The sequence below is a fragment of the Pseudomonas capeferrum genome (assembly GCF_000731675.1).
GTDB lineage: Bacteria > Pseudomonadota > Gammaproteobacteria > Pseudomonadales > Pseudomonadaceae > Aquipseudomonas > Aquipseudomonas capeferrum.
In genome coordinates, this window is record NZ_JMIT01000001.1 from 1,639,056 (window position 1) to 1,654,777 (window position 15,722).

Annotated in this window: 12 protein-coding genes; 4 read left to right on the forward strand and 8 right to left on the reverse strand. The window is 64.6% G+C overall.

Annotated features, from left to right (window positions below; all coding sequences use genetic code 11):
- The first annotated feature begins 53 nt into the window (after positions 1–53).
- From PC358_RS07405 to PC358_RS07420, 4 genes are all read left to right on the forward strand, one after another.
- A complete protein-coding gene (locus PC358_RS07405) occupies positions 54–1,115 on the forward strand; it encodes a sugar phosphate isomerase/epimerase family protein (RefSeq protein ID WP_033698567.1) in 1,062 nt (353 codons plus the stop codon).
- Positions 1,116–1,148: 33 nt separating this feature from the next.
- Positions 1,149–2,414 carry an MFS transporter gene (locus PC358_RS07410; protein ID WP_033698568.1) on the forward strand — a complete coding sequence of 422 codons (1,266 nt, stop codon included), beginning with the start codon at positions 1,149–1,151 and terminating at the stop codon, positions 2,412–2,414.
- A 106-nt stretch (positions 2,415–2,520) separates the two neighbouring features.
- Entirely contained in the window at positions 2,521–4,374 is a 1,854-nt protein-coding gene (locus tag PC358_RS07415) for an ABC transporter ATP-binding protein (protein WP_033698570.1), read from the forward strand.
- A gap of 128 nt (positions 4,375–4,502) precedes the next feature.
- A complete protein-coding gene (locus PC358_RS07420; protein WP_033698571.1) occupies positions 4,503–4,967 on the forward strand; it encodes a MarR family winged helix-turn-helix transcriptional regulator in 465 nt (154 codons plus the stop codon).
- Between the two features lie 167 nt (positions 4,968–5,134).
- Here PC358_RS07420 and PC358_RS07425 read toward each other — a convergent pair whose 3' ends face one another.
- The 8 genes from PC358_RS07425 to PC358_RS07460 form a co-directional block, all read right to left on the reverse strand.
- Positions 5,135–6,877 carry an acyl-CoA dehydrogenase gene (locus tag PC358_RS07425; RefSeq protein ID WP_033698572.1) on the reverse strand — a complete coding sequence of 581 codons (1,743 nt, stop codon included), beginning with the start codon at positions 6,875–6,877 and terminating at the stop codon, positions 5,135–5,137.
- Positions 6,878–6,890: 13 nt separating this feature from the next.
- Positions 6,891–8,138 carry a thiolase family protein gene (locus PC358_RS07430; protein ID WP_033698574.1) on the reverse strand — a complete coding sequence of 416 codons (1,248 nt, stop codon included), beginning with the start codon at positions 8,136–8,138 and terminating at the stop codon, positions 6,891–6,893.
- Entirely contained in the window at positions 8,135–9,994 is a 1,860-nt protein-coding gene (locus tag PC358_RS07435; RefSeq protein WP_033698575.1) for a feruloyl-CoA synthase, read from the reverse strand. The genes PC358_RS07430 and PC358_RS07435 overlap by 4 nt, the downstream gene beginning before the upstream one ends.
- Before the next feature lie 79 nt (positions 9,995–10,073).
- On the reverse strand, positions 10,074–11,522 hold the full coding sequence (locus PC358_RS07440) for an aldehyde dehydrogenase (protein ID WP_033698576.1): 1,449 nt from the start codon (positions 11,520–11,522) through the stop codon (positions 10,074–10,076).
- Positions 11,523–11,569: 47 nt separating this feature from the next.
- Positions 11,570–12,400, reverse strand: coding sequence for a p-hydroxycinnamoyl CoA hydratase/lyase (locus PC358_RS07445; protein WP_033698578.1), 831 nt, complete (start codon positions 12,398–12,400; stop codon positions 11,570–11,572).
- An 89-nt stretch (positions 12,401–12,489) separates the two neighbouring features.
- Complete coding sequence (locus PC358_RS07450) at positions 12,490–13,029, reverse strand: DUF3237 domain-containing protein (RefSeq protein WP_033698580.1); 540 nt, start codon at positions 13,027–13,029, stop codon at positions 12,490–12,492.
- Positions 13,026–14,258, reverse strand: a complete 1,233-nt coding sequence (mhpT, locus tag PC358_RS07455; protein ID WP_033698581.1) for a 3-(3-hydroxy-phenyl)propionate transporter MhpT — start codon at positions 14,256–14,258, stop codon at positions 13,026–13,028. Before mhpT ends, PC358_RS07450 begins: the two co-directional genes overlap by 4 nt.
- Positions 14,259–14,290: 32 nt before the next feature.
- Positions 14,291–15,682, reverse strand: a complete 1,392-nt coding sequence (locus PC358_RS07460) for an alginate export family protein (RefSeq protein ID WP_033698582.1) — start codon at positions 15,680–15,682, stop codon at positions 14,291–14,293.
- Positions 15,683–15,722: the final 40 nt, after the last annotated feature.

The following is a 15,722-nucleotide window of genomic DNA, read 5'->3' on the forward strand; positions in this document are numbered from 1 at the left end:
CGCGATAAAGGCTGGGCCGGCAAAACCCGGCGTCTGAACCAGGAACGACGCTAATGAACAATAAGATCCAGGAACGTTTCAACGCCTTGCTCAGCCACAACGTGGTCGAACACGCGGCAGCCCCCATGCTGACGCCCGCCTTGGCCCAACGGTTGCTCGAACGCCTTGCACAGGTGCGCCTGTTTGCCCACGCCTATCCGCTGTTGACCAACCTCACCCACGGCCACGTCACCCCCGCCGACCTGCTGGACTTCGCCTATCGCCACGAACTGCAAGGCCTGAGCCTGCACGTGCTCGACGGCGAGCAGAACAGCCTGAGCCAGATGTCCCCCGGCCAGCTCCAGGCGTTTGCCGACAAGGCCCAGGCACTGGGGCTGGACGTGCACGTGGAAATCAGCAGCACGCTGAAACAGGATGTCGACCAGGTGATCGCCATCGCCAAGGCCCTGGGGGTACGCAACATCCGCGTCTACTCGCGTTACGAGGGCACGCTGTCGCGGGTCATGGACATCATCGAGAGCGACCTGCACTACCTGGCGCAACAGGCCGACGCCCACGACCTGTACTTTGACTTCGAGCAGCACGAAGAGCTCAAGAGCGACGAGATCGCCCAACTGCTCAAGCGCCTCGACCACCCACGCCTGCATGCCCTGTTCGACTTCGGCAACATGATCAATGCCTGCGAACAGCCGCTGCAAGCCCTGCGCAACCTGGCGCCGCACATCCGCCAAAGCCACCTCAAGGGGGTGCGCATCGTCGCCGAACAGAACGGCTTCGGCCATTACGGCGTGCTGCAGGGCAGCGCCGAGGACGACCTGCCCAGTGCACGCATGCTGTACGAATTGCTGATGCTGGGCGACACAGCCCCGCAGGTGATCGCCTTCATCCTCGAACAGGAAAACCACTACGTGGCCCCGGCCTTCCGCCAACAGCAGGAAGCGGCCGACCCCTTCATCGCTTATCGGGAAATGAGCGAAACCCCGCTGCCTGCCGGTTTCACCCTGGCGCGCATGCTGGCCGACGAACACCGTTGGGCCAACAACCAGGTGGCCTACGTGCGCGGCCTGCTGGGCGAATTTCGCACCCTGGCCGAGCTGACCTTGGCCAACGCTTGACCCTGGCGACCCGATTACCTGCGGAGAACAACAATGACATCCCAGAACAAAGCCAAATGGCTCCGATTCCTGATCCTCATCCTGGGCGGCGGCACCGTCTACAAGCTGGCGAACCTGAAGGACGCTTTCTACGTTCCCATGCAGGAATTCATGGGCCTGAGCCACACTGAAATCGGCCTGCTGCTCAGTGCCAACGCGGTCATCGCCACAGCCCTGTTCGTGGTTGGCGGCCTGCTCGCCGACCGCTTCGAGACGCGCAAGCTGATCCCCCTCGGGCTAATCGGCACCGGTTGCCTGGGCGTGTACCTGGCAACCTTCCCCCCGTTCAGCAGTTTGTTGATCGTGTTCAGCCTGCTGGCCGTGTGCGCCGATTGCCTGTTCTGGCCCTCGCTGCTCAAGGCTATCCGCAACCTGGGTAACGACCAGGAGCAAGGGCGCCTGTTCGGCCTGCTCGAAGGCGGGCGTGGCGTGGTGGATACACTGGTCGCCTTTGCCGCACTGGGGGTGTTCGTTGCCATGGGCTCGGGCGAAAACGGCCTGAAGTCGGCGATCCTGTTCTACTCGGTGATCGACTTGCTGGCCGGCACCCTGACCTGGTTCCTGCTCAAAGGCGGCAACGCGCCGTCGGTGGCCAAACCGAAAAACGGCCTGGCGAACCTGATGGAAGCGATCAAGGTACCGGGGATCTGGCTGGTCAGCCTGAACGTGTTCATGGTCTACATCGTCTACTGCGGCCTGACCTACTTCATCCCCTACCTCAAGGAAATGTACGGCTTGCCCGTGGCGTTGGTGGGTGCCTACGGCATCATCAACCAGTACTTCCTGAAGATCCTGGGCGGGCCTGCCGGCGGTTTCATTGCCGACAAACAGTTCAAAAGCACCAGCCGCTACCTGAAATGGGCATTTCTGGCGCTGTTGCCAGTGATGGCAGTGATCCTGCTGATCCCCAAAAGCCCGGGCTTCATCTATGCCGGCATGGCCGCCACCCTGTCCTTTGCGCTGATCGTGTTCTCCATGCGCGGCGTGTTCTGGGCGCCCATGGGTGAAGTCGGCATACCCCAGCACATCACCGGGTCCGCCTTCGGCATCGGTTGCCTGATCGGCTACGCACCCGGCATGTTTGCCTACGTCATCTACGGCGCGATCCTCGACCACTTCCCTGGCCAGCAGGGTTATACCGTCGTCTTCACCTTGATGAGCCTGCTGGCCCTTGCAGGGTTCATGGTGTCCAGCCTGCTCTATCGGGCAGTGCGCAAGCAATCCGTGGCCTCAGATGGGATGCGTGCGGCGCAGGCCTGACCCGCGCAGCGCATGGGCCAGTGGCAAGCCTGAGGGGTTCGGTTTCCATGTCGGTCTGGCATCTGACGCCAGCGCGCGGTACAACTGAACCTTTTGGGAGCCCACCATGCTTGGTGTTTTTGAACGACGGCTAGACCCCTTCCCACCCGACGAGGCGCCGCCGCCACCGGTCGGCCTGCTGCGCTTCCTCTGGGCGTGTACGCGTGGTGCCCGTGGCTATGTGCTTGCGCTGGCCTTGCTCAGCGCGGCGGTGTCGATCTACGAAGCCTGGTTGTTTTCCTTCCTTGGCCAGGTCGTCGACCTGCTCTCGACCTGGCAGGCCGGCGGCGCTGCAGCCGGGCAGGAACGCAGCGTGCTGTGGGGTATCGGCATCGTGCTTATGACCAGTATCGGGCTGGTGGCACTGCGCACGATGGTGCAGCACCAGGTGTTGGCGATCAATTTGCCGCTGCGCCTGCGCTGGGACTTCCATCGCCTGATGCTGCGGCAAAGCCTGTCGTTCTTTTCCGACGAGTTCTCTGGCCGGGTCACCACCAAGGTGATGCAGACGGCGCTGGCAGTGCGCGAAGTGCTGTTCACCCTCATCGAGATCGCCCCCGGTATCGGTGTGTACTTCATCGCCATCATCGCCCTGGCGGGCGGCTTCGCCTTGAAGCTGATGCTGCCGTTCATTGCCTGGGTCGCGCTATTCGGGCTGGCGATGGTGTACTTTGTGCCACGCCTGGGCAAAGTCGGCCAGGAGCAGGCCCATGCGCGCTCATCGATGACCGGGCGAATTTCCGACGCCTACACCAATATCACCACCGTGAAGCTGTTTTCGCACTCCAAGCGCGAAGCGCACTTCGCGCGTGCGGCGATGGAGGATTTCAAGCAAACCGGCTTTCGCCAGATGCGCCTGGTGAGCCAGTTCGAGATCGTCAATCAGGCCCTGGTGGTCGGTTTGATCCTTGGCGCAGGCGGCTATGCCCTGTGGCTCTGGCACCAGGGTGAGGTAGGCACCGGCGCCGTGGCGGCGATTACCGCCATGGCCTTGCGTGTCAATGGCATGTCGCACTGGATCATGTGGCAGATGACCGCCCTGTTCGAGAACATCGGCACCGTGCAGGACGGCATGGCCACCTTGACCCGCGGCCCCAAGGTGCAGGATGCGCCGAACGCGAGCGTGCTGGAAACCCGCGGCGGCGCAGTGGCCTTCGACAAGGTCAGCTTCAACTACAACGGTGAACGGCAGGTGCTCGACGGCCTGAGCCTGAACATTCGCGCGGGCGAAAAAGTCGGCCTGGTGGGGCGCTCCGGCGCCGGCAAGTCGACGCTGATCAACCTGCTGCTGCGGTTCTATGACGTGGACAGCGGCGAGATTCGCATCGACGGGCAGAACATCGCCCAGGTCACCCAGGACAGCCTGCGCAGCGCCATCGGCATGGTCACGCAAGACACTTCCCTGCTGCACCGCTCGATCCGCGACAACATCGCCTACGGCCGCCCCGACGCAACCGACGCGCAAATCCGCACGGCTGCGGCCAATGCCCAGGCCGACGGCTTCATCGAACAATTGAGCGACCGGCAAGGCCATAGCGGCTACGACACGCTGGTGGGTGAACGCGGTATCAAGCTCTCCGGTGGCCAACGCCAGCGCATTGCCATTGCTCGGGTGATGCTCAAGAACGCGCCGATCCTGTTGCTCGACGAAGCCACCAGCGCGCTGGATTCGGAAGTCGAAGTCGCCATCCAGGAAAGCCTCAACGAGATGATGCAAGGCAAGACCGTCATCGCCATCGCCCATCGGCTGTCCACGATCGCGGCCATGGACCGGCTTATCGTCATGGATGAGGGGCGCATCATCGAGCAAGGCACCCACGCCGAACTGCTGGCCCGCAACGGCACCTACGCCAGGCTCTGGCAGCACCAGAGTGGCGGGTTCCTGGGTGAGGACCAGGGGGTGGCGGAGGCCATGGAGTAAGCCTGAGCGGTGGCAGCCGGTTGCGAAGGCTGCCCCTCACCCGGAAGGTGGCGCTGTTTGCAGGCGCTCGGCATCGGTTATACTTGTTAATCATTTTTGTCCCTACCACCCCTGACACACGAGACCGCATGAAGACTTCCCCTGCACTCCAATCGGGCGCCGACGGCAGCGAGGCCAGCGCGCCGGCAGACCTCAATGACCTGGTTGGCTACGCCTTGCGTCGCGTGCAGATGAAGGTGTTCCAGCACCTTGTCGATTGCCTGACACCGTACGAACTGCGGCCTGCACAGTTCTCCGCGTTGGCGATCATCGCGCAGAACCCCGGCCCCACGCAGGCCGAGCTGGCCAAGGCGCTGAACATCGAGCCGCCCCAGGTCGTGCCCCTGCTCAACAAACTGGAAGAAGCCGGGCTGGCCCTGCGGGTGCGCAGCAAGGCAGATAAGCGCTCGTATGGCCTGTACCTGAGCAAGGCGGGTGAAAAGCTGCTGAAAACGCTGTACGGCGTCGCCGAAGAAAGCGACCGCGCCGCCACTGCCAACCTGAATGATGACGAGCGCCAGCAGTTGCTCGCCCTGCTGCGCAAGGCTTATTAGGCTGCCGGAAGGGTTGCCCAGCCCTTTGAACTGCGCTGTCGCGCAGAGAACCTGTGGGAGCGGGCTGGTCCCGCGAACACCGGCTAAGCCGGTGCCAGGCACCGCGTGGCCCCATTCGCGGGACCAGCCCGCTCCCACAGGTTCCAGAGCAGGCTTGAAGGGTGGTGTCAGCCCACGAACGGCAATGGCAGCTGCGCCGCGTGCAGCTGCTGCAGCCGATAGGCAAAACGCAACCACAGATGGTCAAAGAAATACGCCGCCGTCTGGCGTTTGCGCCGGTAGAACGGTTGATCCGCGTGCACCAGTGCCAGGCGCGCCGACCGGGCCCAGGCATGGCCCAGCAACAACATTGCCAATGCCTGGAGAAAATCACCCGCAGCGCGGTAGGCGTACTCCTGGTCATCGTGCTCGACAAGCCCACCCACCCACGCCTGCAAGCCGTCGCTGGCAACGCGCAGCTGCTGCGCCCAGCGCATGCCTTCAGCGTCGCTGGCCAGGCCTGCTTCTTCCAGCACGTGGGCCAACAGTGCTTGCAGGGCCTCGCCACCATCGCCCAAGACCTTGCGCAGCAACAGGTCGTTGGCCTGGATCTCGTTGGTGCCCTCGTAGATCATCGCCACGCGGCTGTCGCGCACGGTTTGCTCGATGCCCGACTCGGTAACATAGCCGTAACCGCCGAACACCTGCAGCGCGTCACTGGCCAGTTGAAACCCTTGCTCGGTGAAAAAGGCTTTGACCACCGGGGTGAGCAAGGCGATGCGCGCCTCCAGCGCTTGCCGGGCCATGCCTTGCGCCTGCTCGGCAAGGTCAATCAGGTGGGCGCTCCAATAACCGATGGCCCGCATGCCTTCGGTCATCGCCCGAGACTGCCAGAGCACCTGGCGCACGGCCGGGTGAAAAGCCACAGGGTCCGCCGCCGCGGCCAATGCACCTTCGGGGCGTAGCACCGCGCGCATCTGCAGGCGCGCCTGCGCATACGCCAAGGCGCGCTGGCCAGCGCTTTCGGCATGGGCCAAGCCCTGCAGGCCCACGTAGGTACGGGCACTGTTCATCATCACGAACAACGCTGCCAAGCCACCCTGCGGCTCGCCGACAAGCCAGCCTTCGGCCTGGTCGAAGCTCAGGCTGCAGGTGGCGCTGGCGTGAATACCCATCTTGTGTTCGATGCCGGTGCAATGAACGCCATTAAGCCGGCCTTGCTCAGTCAGCTTGGGTACCAGAAACAGCGAAATCCCACGGCTGCCTGCGGGCGCATCGGGCAACCGCGCCAACACCAGGTGCAGGATATTGTCGGTCAGGTCGTGCTCGCCGCCGGAAATGAATACTTTGTTGCCGGTCAGCCGATAAGCCCCGGCTTCATCTACCCGCGCCTGTGTGCGCAGCAGCCCCACATCGCTACCGGCCTGGGGTTCGGTCAGGCACATGGTGGGCAGGCACTCACCGCTGACGATTTTGCCAAGCCAGGCCTGGCGAAGCTCGGCAGAGCCAAACTGACGCAGGCATTCGTAGGCGCCATGGGCAATGCCGCTGTACATGGCCCAGCCATGGTTGCAGGCGTAGATCACTTCGTGCAGCGCAGCGCCGAGCAGCAGCGGCAGGCCCTGCCCGCCGTGCGCCTGCGCGCAGGCCAAGCCTGGCCAGCCGCCGTCCACATAACGCTGGTAAGCCTGGCGAAACCCGGTTGGCGTGCTCACATGGCCGTCCTGGAACCGGCAGCCTTCGCGATCACCGGGCCTGTTCAGCGGCACTAGTTGCTGTTCTGCAAAGCGCGCGCCCTCCTCCAGCAACTGTTGCGCCAGGGCACTGTCGACGCCAGCGAAGCACTCGCATTCGGCCCACGCCGCCGGTGCCTGCAGCCAATGATCGATCACAAAACGGATGTCTTGCAGCGGAGCGCGATAGCTGTGCACGTGAAACTCCTTGTCAAACCATGGCCAGCGGGTTTTCCAGCAGCAAGGCCATGCCCTGGCCGCCACCGACGCAGGCCGAGACCACACCAAAACGCTGGCCACTGGCGCGCAGTTGCCGGGCCACACTGATGACCAGGCGCAGGCCGGTAGCGGCCAGCGGATGGCCCAAGGCGATGGCGCCGCCGCAGGCATTCAAACGCTCAGGGGCAATGCCCAGCGCTTGCTGCACCGCTACGATCTGCGCCCCCTGGGCTTCATTGATTTCAAAGCAGGCAATGTCGTCCAGCGCCAGCCCAGCCCGCGCCAGCAGCAAGCGGATGGCCGGTACCGGGCCCAGCCCCATCACCTCGGGCGCCACGCCCACCACACTGCTGGCCCGCAACCAGGCCAAAGGCGTACGCCCGGCCAGCGCGTCGGCCGAACACATCAGCACCGCCGCCGCCCCATCCACCACCGCACAGCTGTTGCCCGCAGTCTGTACCCCCTGCGGGTAAAGCGCGGGCAGTTGCTGCAGACGTTCGAACGCGGTCGCACGTGGGTGGCTGTCTTCAGTGACGGCTTCAACGCCACGCGGCAGGCGAATACCGCGCGCCAGCAAGCCGGACGCTTCGAACACTTCGCTGCAGACGTTGACGCATTCGTCGCTGAACCACCCGCGCGCCCGCGCCTCCATGGCCCGCGCAAAGCTCATGGCAGCCCAGGCGTCTACGGCCTCGCGGGGGATGCGGTATTGCCGGGCGATATTCTCGGCGGTCTGGATCATGCTGATGCCCACCGCAGGGTCGAACAATGCCTCCCACAGAAAGTCCTTGAAGCCGACCTCGCCGCCCAGCTTGAACCCGCCACGGTGGGTGTAGGCGACAATCGGGTTACGCGACATCGACTCGGTGGCCACGCACAGCACGGTGCCCGCCTCCCCCGCCTGAATCTGCTCACCAGCCTGGCGCAGCAGCTCGAAACCGGTGGCGCAGATCCGTTGCACCATCAGCGCCGGCACTGCCTGGTCGACACCGCAATAAAGCCCGATATGCCTGGGCAGCATGTAGGCATCGAAGTCTGCCTGGGCCATGGAGCCGGCCAGTACGCTGTCGACTTCGCCGGCATCGAGCCTGGCACGCTGCAACACCGCGCGGCCGGCCTTGATGCCCAGGTCGGTCGGCGAGACCAGGCCGAATGCGCCATTGATATCGACCCACGGCGTACGGATGCCCTCTAGCAACGCGGTCGCCGCAAACGTGCGGAACTGCCCCCGGGCCGTCATGGTGCGTCTACACGCAACGGCCCAGGCCCTGCATACAGGCTGTCGATCAGGCCGTGCCGCAATTGCAGGACCACGCGCTGGTTGAGCGAGCCCTTGTCGGTGATCTCACCACGGTCGATGGACGGTGCTTCGGCGGCCAGGCCGGCGAAGCGGATGTAGCTGGCGTTGCCTGTCGCGCCCCGGTTGAGCGTGGCCAGCAGGCTGGCCAGCCAGTCACGCACGGCGGGCGATGCCAGCACCTGGGCGTCACTGGCCTGGGCGCCAAGCCCGGACAACTGCCGACATTCCGGCAAGCGCGGGAAGATCAGCAAACCCAGGCATTCGCGGTCCGGGCCCAACACCACCACATCCAGCACATAGGGCGCACCCTGCAAGATCACCTGGGTGCGCATCGGCCCAACGCTGACGAACACCCCGGAGGACAACTTGAAGTCCTCGGCAATGCGCCCGTCGAACATCAAACCCAGCTGCGGATTGCCGGGGTCGCACAGGCGCACCGCATCACCGCTGCGGTAAAACCCCTCTTCGTCGAACGCCTCCTGGGTCTGCTGCGATGAGCGCCAGTACCCCGGCATCACGTGGGGCCCGCGAAACCTCGCCTCGAGCTTGCCGTCCACCGGCACCAGCTTGACCTCGCACCCCGGGGCCGGCAGGCCGATGTAGCCGGCCACCGACAGCGGCCCGGTGGTGAAGGTGCACGACGGCGAAGTCTCGGTCATGCCCAGCCCCGCCATCATGCGGATGCGTTCGCCGCAGTGGGCCACGGCCACGGCGTCAAGGCGGTCCCAGATGGCCTGGGATAACCCGGCACCGGCGAAAAAGAACAGCTTCATGCGCTGGAAGAACCGCTCGCACAGGGCGCTGTCCTGCTCCAGTGCCTTGACCAGTTCCTCCCAGCCTTTGGGCACGGTCAGGTACGCCGTGGGGGAAATGTCCTTGAGGTTGTGCAGCGTCTGGGCAAAGCCCTGCGGCGTCGGCTTGCCATCGTCGATGTACAGCGTGCCGCCGTTGTACAGCACGATACCGACGTTGTGGCTGCCGCCAAAGGTGTGGTTCCACGGCAGCCAGTCGACCAGCACTGGCGGCACTTCGGCGAACTCCGGGAAGGTCTGCAACAGCATCTGCTGGTTGGCACACAGCATGCCCTGGGTGGTGACCACCGCCTTGGGCAGCTTGGTGGAGCCGGAGGTGAACAGGAACTTGGCCAGGCTGTCCGGGCGCAAGGCGGCAAAAGCCTGGTCGGCACAGGGTTGGGCGACGGTGGCCAGTACCTCGGCGAATGGCGTGCTCGCCCAACCCGCCAGCTCGCCCTGGCCCAGCACCAGGTTAATCGAGGGTTCGAACACCGCGTCGATGGCCCTGCCGTAGGCGGCATCAGCCGCGAAGACCAGGCCCGGTTGCAGTGTCTGGACGATATGGCGCAGCTTGCCAAAATCCTGGGACAACAGTGAATACGCTGGCGATACCGGGCAATAGGGAATACCGGCATACAGCGCGGCCGTGGCCAGTTGCACGTGCTCAAGGTCGTTGCCCGAGAGGATCAGTAGCGGGCGTTCGGCGCTCAGGCCTTGGCCCAGCAGCCACGTGGCGATCCGTCGAACACGCTGCAACATGGCGGCGTAAGTGATGTGCTGCCACTGCCCGTCGGCAGCGCGGCGCGCGACAAACGTCTGCTCGCTGCGCTGCTGCGCCCAATGCAGCAAGCGCTCCATCAGCCGTGCAGGGTAGGCATCGAGCGTTTCCACGGGGTCCAGGTACAGCACGTCGCCCTGTTGGCGCACCTGTACCTGGGGCTGCCCGATCTTGACGGCGCGCAACGGCGCACGCTGGGCAACGGAGAGGGTTTCGCAGTCCATGAAGGCTACCTCTGCGTGAGTGCGCCAAGGGCCGAGGGGGCGCCAGGCGCATTCGCTTTTGTTGTTGTGAGGTTGTGGGTCAAATCGGGTAGTGCCGCGCGCCATGCTGCACGGTAACCCAGCGCAACTGGGTGAAGGCATCGATAGCCGCCGTGCTGCCGAAGCTGCCGTAACCGCTGGCCTTGACCCCGCCAAACGGCATCTGCGCTTCGTCATGCACCGTCGGGCCGTTGATATGGCAGATGCCCGACTCCAGGCGCTGGGCAAGGGCCAGGGCACGTTGGGTATCACGGCTGAAGATCGCCGCGCTCAGGCCGAACTCGGAGTCGTTGGCCAGGGCCAGCAGCGCTTCGTCGCCGCTGGCGCGCAGCACCACTGCCACCGGCCCGAACGACTCTTCGCGGTACAGCTTCATGCCCGCATTGACGTGGTCAAGCAGTACCGGCTGCATGACGCTGCCCGTACGTTCGCCGCCTGCCACCAGGGTCGCACCCTTGCCGACGGCGTCATCGACCAGCGCCTGTATGCGCTCACCGGCCCCGGCATCGATCAAAGAGCCCAGCGGCGCGTCGGGTTGCGAGGGGTCTGCCGCACGCAAGCGGCGCACCTTCTCACCCAGCTTGGCCACGAACTCATCGGCCACCGCCTGGTCGACGATCAGCCGCTCGGTCGACATGCAGATCTGGCCCTGGTTGAAGTAGGCACCAAAGGCCGCCGCATCGACCGCAGCCTCCAGGTCGGCATCGGCCAGGACCAGGAACGGTGCCTTGCCACCCAGTTCGAGCACTGCAGGCTTGAGGTGACGCGCCGCCAGTTGCCCAACGATGCGCCCGACATGGGTAGACCCGGTGAAATTCACCCGCCGCACCGCCGGATGGGCGATTAGACGCTCAACCACTGCCGGTGCATCGTGCGGGGCATTGCAGATGACGTTGACCACACCGTCGCCCAAACCGGCCGCCTGCAATACCTGACCGATCAGGCCATGCACCGCCGGGCTGGCTTCGGAGGCCTTGAGCACCACGGTATTACCGCACGCCAGGGGCATGGCAATAGCGCGTGTGGCCAGAATCACCGGGGCATTCCAGGGGGCGATACCCAGCACCACCCCACAGGGTTGGCGCAGGGCCATGGCAAAGCTGCCAGGCACGTCGGAGGGGATGACACTGCCCTGTATCTGCGTGGTCATCGACGCCGCTTCACGCAGAATATTGGCCGCCAGCATCACATTGAAACCGTACCAGTTGGCCTTGGCCCCGGTTTCCCCGGCCATGGCCAGGAATTCGTCGCGCCGGGCATCCAGCGCATCGGCTGCCTTGAGCAAGCGCGCACGGCGCTCGCCCGGCCCCAGCGCGGCCCAGGCGGGGAACGCCGCCTGCGCCGCTTCGACCGCCGCGTCGGCGTCGGCCAGGGTGGCGGCGGCCACCACCGACACCACCTCGCCGCTGACAGGATGGCGACGCTCGAACGTGCCGCCGTCGCTGGCCGCACGGGCCTTACCGCCAATTAACAAGGGCACCTCGAACATCGGGCATTCCTCTTTTCTGATTGTTCGGGAATGAAAACCGCGGCCGCTCAGCGCTTGTAGGCTTGCAGGCCTGGCTTGATGCTTTTGTCGTCGAGGAACTGCTTCAGGCCTTGCGCGCGGCCGTGCTCCGGGTCACGCAGCTGGGCCTGGTCCAGCTTGGCGTACAGGTAGTCCTCGTTCTGCTCCCAGGTCAACTCGCGGCAGCGCTTGAAGCCGTTTTTGGCGGCGCGCAGCACAACCGGGTTCTTGTCGAGAAGGTCCTGGGCGAGCAGCACCACTTCATCGCGCAACTGCGCCAACGGCACGCTCTTGTTGACCAGCCCCATCTGCGCGGCTTTCTGCCCGTCGAAGGTCTTGCCGGTCATGATGTAGTACAGCGATTCACGGTGGCCCACGGTGTCGGCCATGGCCTTGCTGACCAGGTTGCCCGGTGGAATACCCCAGTTGATTTCAGACAGGCCGAAGGTGGCCTCGTCGGCGCAGATAGCCAGGTCGCAAGCGACCAGCGGGCTGAAACCACCGCCGAAGCACCAGCCGTTGACCATGGCGATGGTGGGTTTGCTGTAGAAGCGCAGCAGCTTCCACTGCCATTCCGAGGCATCGCGACGGATACGCTCCTGAAGGATCTCGGGGCCTGCGTCCACCTCGCGGAAGTACTCCTTGAGGTCCATGCCGGCGGTCCAGGCGCTGCCCTCACCGGTCAACACCAGCACGCGTGCGTCGGCATCCTGCTCGACGGTTTCCAGTACATCGCGCATTTCACGGTTGAGCGTTGGGCTCATGGCGTTGCGCTTTTCAGGACGGTTGAAGCTGACCCAGGCGATGCCTTGCTCGACGGTGACTTTCACGGTCTGCCAGCGGTTGTCGTATTGGCCCATCACACACCTCTTGTACTGATTGTTCTTTGTGGTTGGCCGAACATTAGCCCGGCCAGATAGTTAAGTCAATTAACCATTAATGAAATTATCTATTTTACTTCGAATGCGTCGTAGACCACGGCATTGCCCAGGCGCATGGCGCTGCCCACGCCCACCGTGCGGTTCAGCCAGGCGTATTGCGGGGCCGAGGTTTCAAAGCGCAGCGTGATGCGGAACTGGTACAGGCTGGGGTCGACGTCCTCGCCGGCGGCGACTTTCTTCATTACCTCGGGCGGGCCGAAGCGGTAGCCCTCGGTGCGCAGGTAGATCAACGCACCGTCATCGGTCTGCAGCAGGTAACGGGTGTCGATAATGGCCACCCCCTCTGGGGTGACCACTTGCCAGTCCGCGCCGTTGTTGAGGATGGTGCCCTTGAGCCGAGCGCCCTCGAAATGCCCACCCGTGATGGGGATGATGCGCCGCTTGCCCTGCCCGCTGGTGCTGCCCAGCTCCCAGATGGGTGCCACCAGGTCGACACTGAAGCGCGCCAGTGGCTCAAGCTTGAGCGGCGGCGGTTCATAGCTGGCCGCCTGGGCCAGTGCGGCGCAACCGCTCAACAGCATGACGGCAAGTGCTTTACCCAGGCTCATGGCGCAACACCTCCCGAGGCTGCAGCTTCGGCCTGCGCTGCACCGCGCCCCAGCAGTGCCATCGCCGCTACGGCAGCCACCACCAGCCCCGGTGAGGCCGCCAGCAACAAACCGCCTACGCCTGCGCCGGCAGCGAGGATCTGCCCGGCCGCCAACGGCCCGGCCATCGACCCCAACCGGCCCACGGCCACCGACGCGCCCACCCCCGTGGCGCGCACGTGTGTCGGGTACAGCGTGGGGGCCAGCGCATACAGCACCAACTGGCCGCCGATGGCGCAATAGCCTGCGGTAAAGCCCGCCAGCAAGAGCAAGCCGAAGCTGGTGGACAGGCCCAGGCCTGCCAACGAGGCGAGCATGCCGGCATAGGCGATGCACACCGCACGCCCCGCATGGCCACGGTCCATCATGCGCCCGGTGAGGAATGACCCCGCCGCGCCGCCCAGGTTGAACAGGATCTGCACCGCGCCGGCCTGCGGCCGCGTATAGCCCTGGCCAATCAACAGCGAAGGCAGCCAGTTGAGCAGCATGTACAGCACGGTCAAGGTAAAGAAGCACGCCAGCCACAGCAGCAGCGTGCGGCTCGCCCGGCCTGGGCCGAACAGTTGCGCTGCCAGCCCGTTCTGCGTGCCCGTGGTCGCGGCCTGGGCACGAAACGCCTGGGATTCAGGCAGCCAGGCCATCAGCACGAAGGCAATCGCGATCGGTGCGAAACCGCCGACATAGAACACCAGGCGCCAGCCCTCACCCAAGCCTGCCATGCCAATCACCGACGCGATGGCGCCGCCTAGGGGGACACCGCAGTAAGTCAGGCTGACGGCCGTGCTGCGCAAGCGTTCGTGGGCCGCTTCACTGGCCATGGCGATGAGGATCGGCAATGCCGCCCCCAGCCCCAGCCCGGTCATCAGCCGGGCAACCAGCAGCGAGGCATAGTCCCAGGCATGTGCGGTGCCCAGGGAGAACAGCCCGAACAGCAACACGGCCATGATCAGGATGCGTTTGCGGCCCAGGCGGTCAGCCAGCCAGCCGCCAACGAAGGCGCCAGGCAACAGGCCGAGCAAGCCGGCACTGAACACCCACCCCAGCATCGCCGGAGTCAAGGCGAATTCCTTGGCCATGTGCGGCGCCGCAATACCGGTGGCTTGCAGGTCGAGCCCTTCGAGCAGGGCGACGAGAAAGCACAAACCGATAGTCAGTACCGGTCGGTGCGAATGTGCGATTGAACCACTCATGTGCAGCCCTCTTGTTGTTATGCGTAAGGTAATCAGAGCCTGAAGGTGGCGCGCATGGACACGAACGAGGCGTCGTCGCCCCCGGCATCGCGAATGGCAGCGCCTATGTCGTAGTACTTCAGGTCCAGGTCGAGCGTCAGGTTAGGCGTTGGCAACCATCGGGTGTTGACCCGGTAGATGGTGCCCACGTGCCGGCCAGTGCCGCGGGTGTTGGCAAGTACGCTCATGCCAGGCATGTATACCCCGTCGCTGGTGTTCTGTTTCCACACTTCGAACACGCCGGGCTCGAAGCGCAGGTTGCGCCAAGGTGAAAAACCGAAGGTCGGGCCAATGACGATGACGTTGCTCAAGGTGGTCAGGCTGGCCTCGCCGTAGACGCCATTGCGCGGGTACAACGGGTCGAAGGTACCGACCTTGCCATCGCCCACCTCGCTGTCACCACTGGCGGCGTCCAGGCGCATGGCCAGGCGCGGGTTCCACGGATGGCTGAAGGTGTACCCGGTGTCGCTGGACACCGCCCAGGCCCGAATGTCGGCGTTGCCCAGGTGCCCGCGCTGGGCCGCCAGGTCCCAGCTCCAGTCGATGGCCTGGTAACGGCCGAACACGCGGGTGCCGAAGGTGTAGCGTTTCTCGTCACCGGTTTCCCCCGCCAGGGTGCGGTCGTCGGTTTCCAGGCCGAAGGCGAACAGGTCGATGTTCCACGCCTGGGTCAGCGGCTGCGTGCCATACAGGCCATAGAACTTGACTGCATTGTTGCTGCCGTCATCCCAGCTGTCCTCGCCGGTTTCTACGGGCCGCACGGCAAAGGCATCGAGCTTGCGCCCGTCCTTGAGGTTGAGGCTGGCGCGCAGCCCATCGAAAGTCTGGCGGATGTTGGGCGAATCGCGGTAGGTCACGAACACCTGGTTGCCATAGGCCATTTCCTGGCGGCCGACGCGTGTGGTGTAGCGCCCACCGGTAAAGTCATGGTTCAGGTCGATAAAGGCCTGGCGCACTTCATTGCGGCTTTCGTCATTGGGCGAGTACAGGTCTTTGCCGAAGGCGCGGGTGTTCTCGACCTGCACGAAGGCGCGCAGCGCATCGTCGAACAGGTGCAGGTCGGCGTGCGCCTGCAGGCGCTGCATCAGGTAGGAATCGTCCTTGATGCCGCGCAAGCCGAAGAACGGTTTGTCCATTGCATCGGCGCGGTAGCGCGCCTCTGCGCCCAATTGCAGCCAAGCGCTGTCGGACAAGCGATGGTAGCGCAGGCCATCGAACGGATCGGTGGCTTTGCCCGGTGCATCCAGAAAGCGGTAGTCCTCGACCCAGCGCGGCGCGCCGGGACGCCCCGGCCGACTGTCCTCCAAGGGGCTGGCAGCCTGTGAAAGCGGAGCGATTGATAACAGCGCCAGGGACAGACATGCCCCCGTCAACGGCTTGGTCATCAGAATATCCTTTCTTGTTGTTGTGAAAATGGATAACTCT

Coding starts and splice junctions, on each gene's coding strand:
- PC358_RS07405 (WP_033698567.1), top strand. CDS start 54: ATGAACAATAAGATCCAGGAACGTTTCAACGCCTTGCTCAGCCACAAC.
- PC358_RS07410 (WP_033698568.1), top strand. CDS start 1,149: ATGACATCCCAGAACAAAGCCAAATGGCTCCGATTCCTGATCCTCATC.
- PC358_RS07415 (WP_033698570.1), top strand. CDS start 2,521: ATGCTTGGTGTTTTTGAACGACGGCTAGACCCCTTCCCACCCGACGAG.
- PC358_RS07420 (WP_033698571.1), top strand. CDS start 4,503: ATGAAGACTTCCCCTGCACTCCAATCGGGCGCCGACGGCAGCGAGGCC.
- PC358_RS07430 (WP_033698574.1), bottom strand. CDS start 8,138: ATGACGGCCCGGGGGCAGTTCCGCACGTTTGCGGCGACCGCGTTGCTA.
- PC358_RS07435 (WP_033698575.1), bottom strand. CDS start 9,994: ATGGACTGCGAAACCCTCTCCGTTGCCCAGCGTGCGCCGTTGCGCGCC.
- PC358_RS07440 (WP_033698576.1), bottom strand. CDS start 11,522: ATGTTCGAGGTGCCCTTGTTAATTGGCGGTAAGGCCCGTGCGGCCAGC.
- PC358_RS07445 (WP_033698578.1), bottom strand. CDS start 12,400: ATGGGCCAATACGACAACCGCTGGCAGACCGTGAAAGTCACCGTCGAG.
- PC358_RS07450 (WP_033698580.1), bottom strand. CDS start 13,029: ATGAGCCTGGGTAAAGCACTTGCCGTCATGCTGTTGAGCGGTTGCGCC.
- mhpT (WP_033698581.1), bottom strand. CDS start 14,258: ATGAGTGGTTCAATCGCACATTCGCACCGACCGGTACTGACTATCGGT.
- PC358_RS07460 (WP_033698582.1), bottom strand. CDS start 15,682: ATGACCAAGCCGTTGACGGGGGCATGTCTGTCCCTGGCGCTGTTATCA.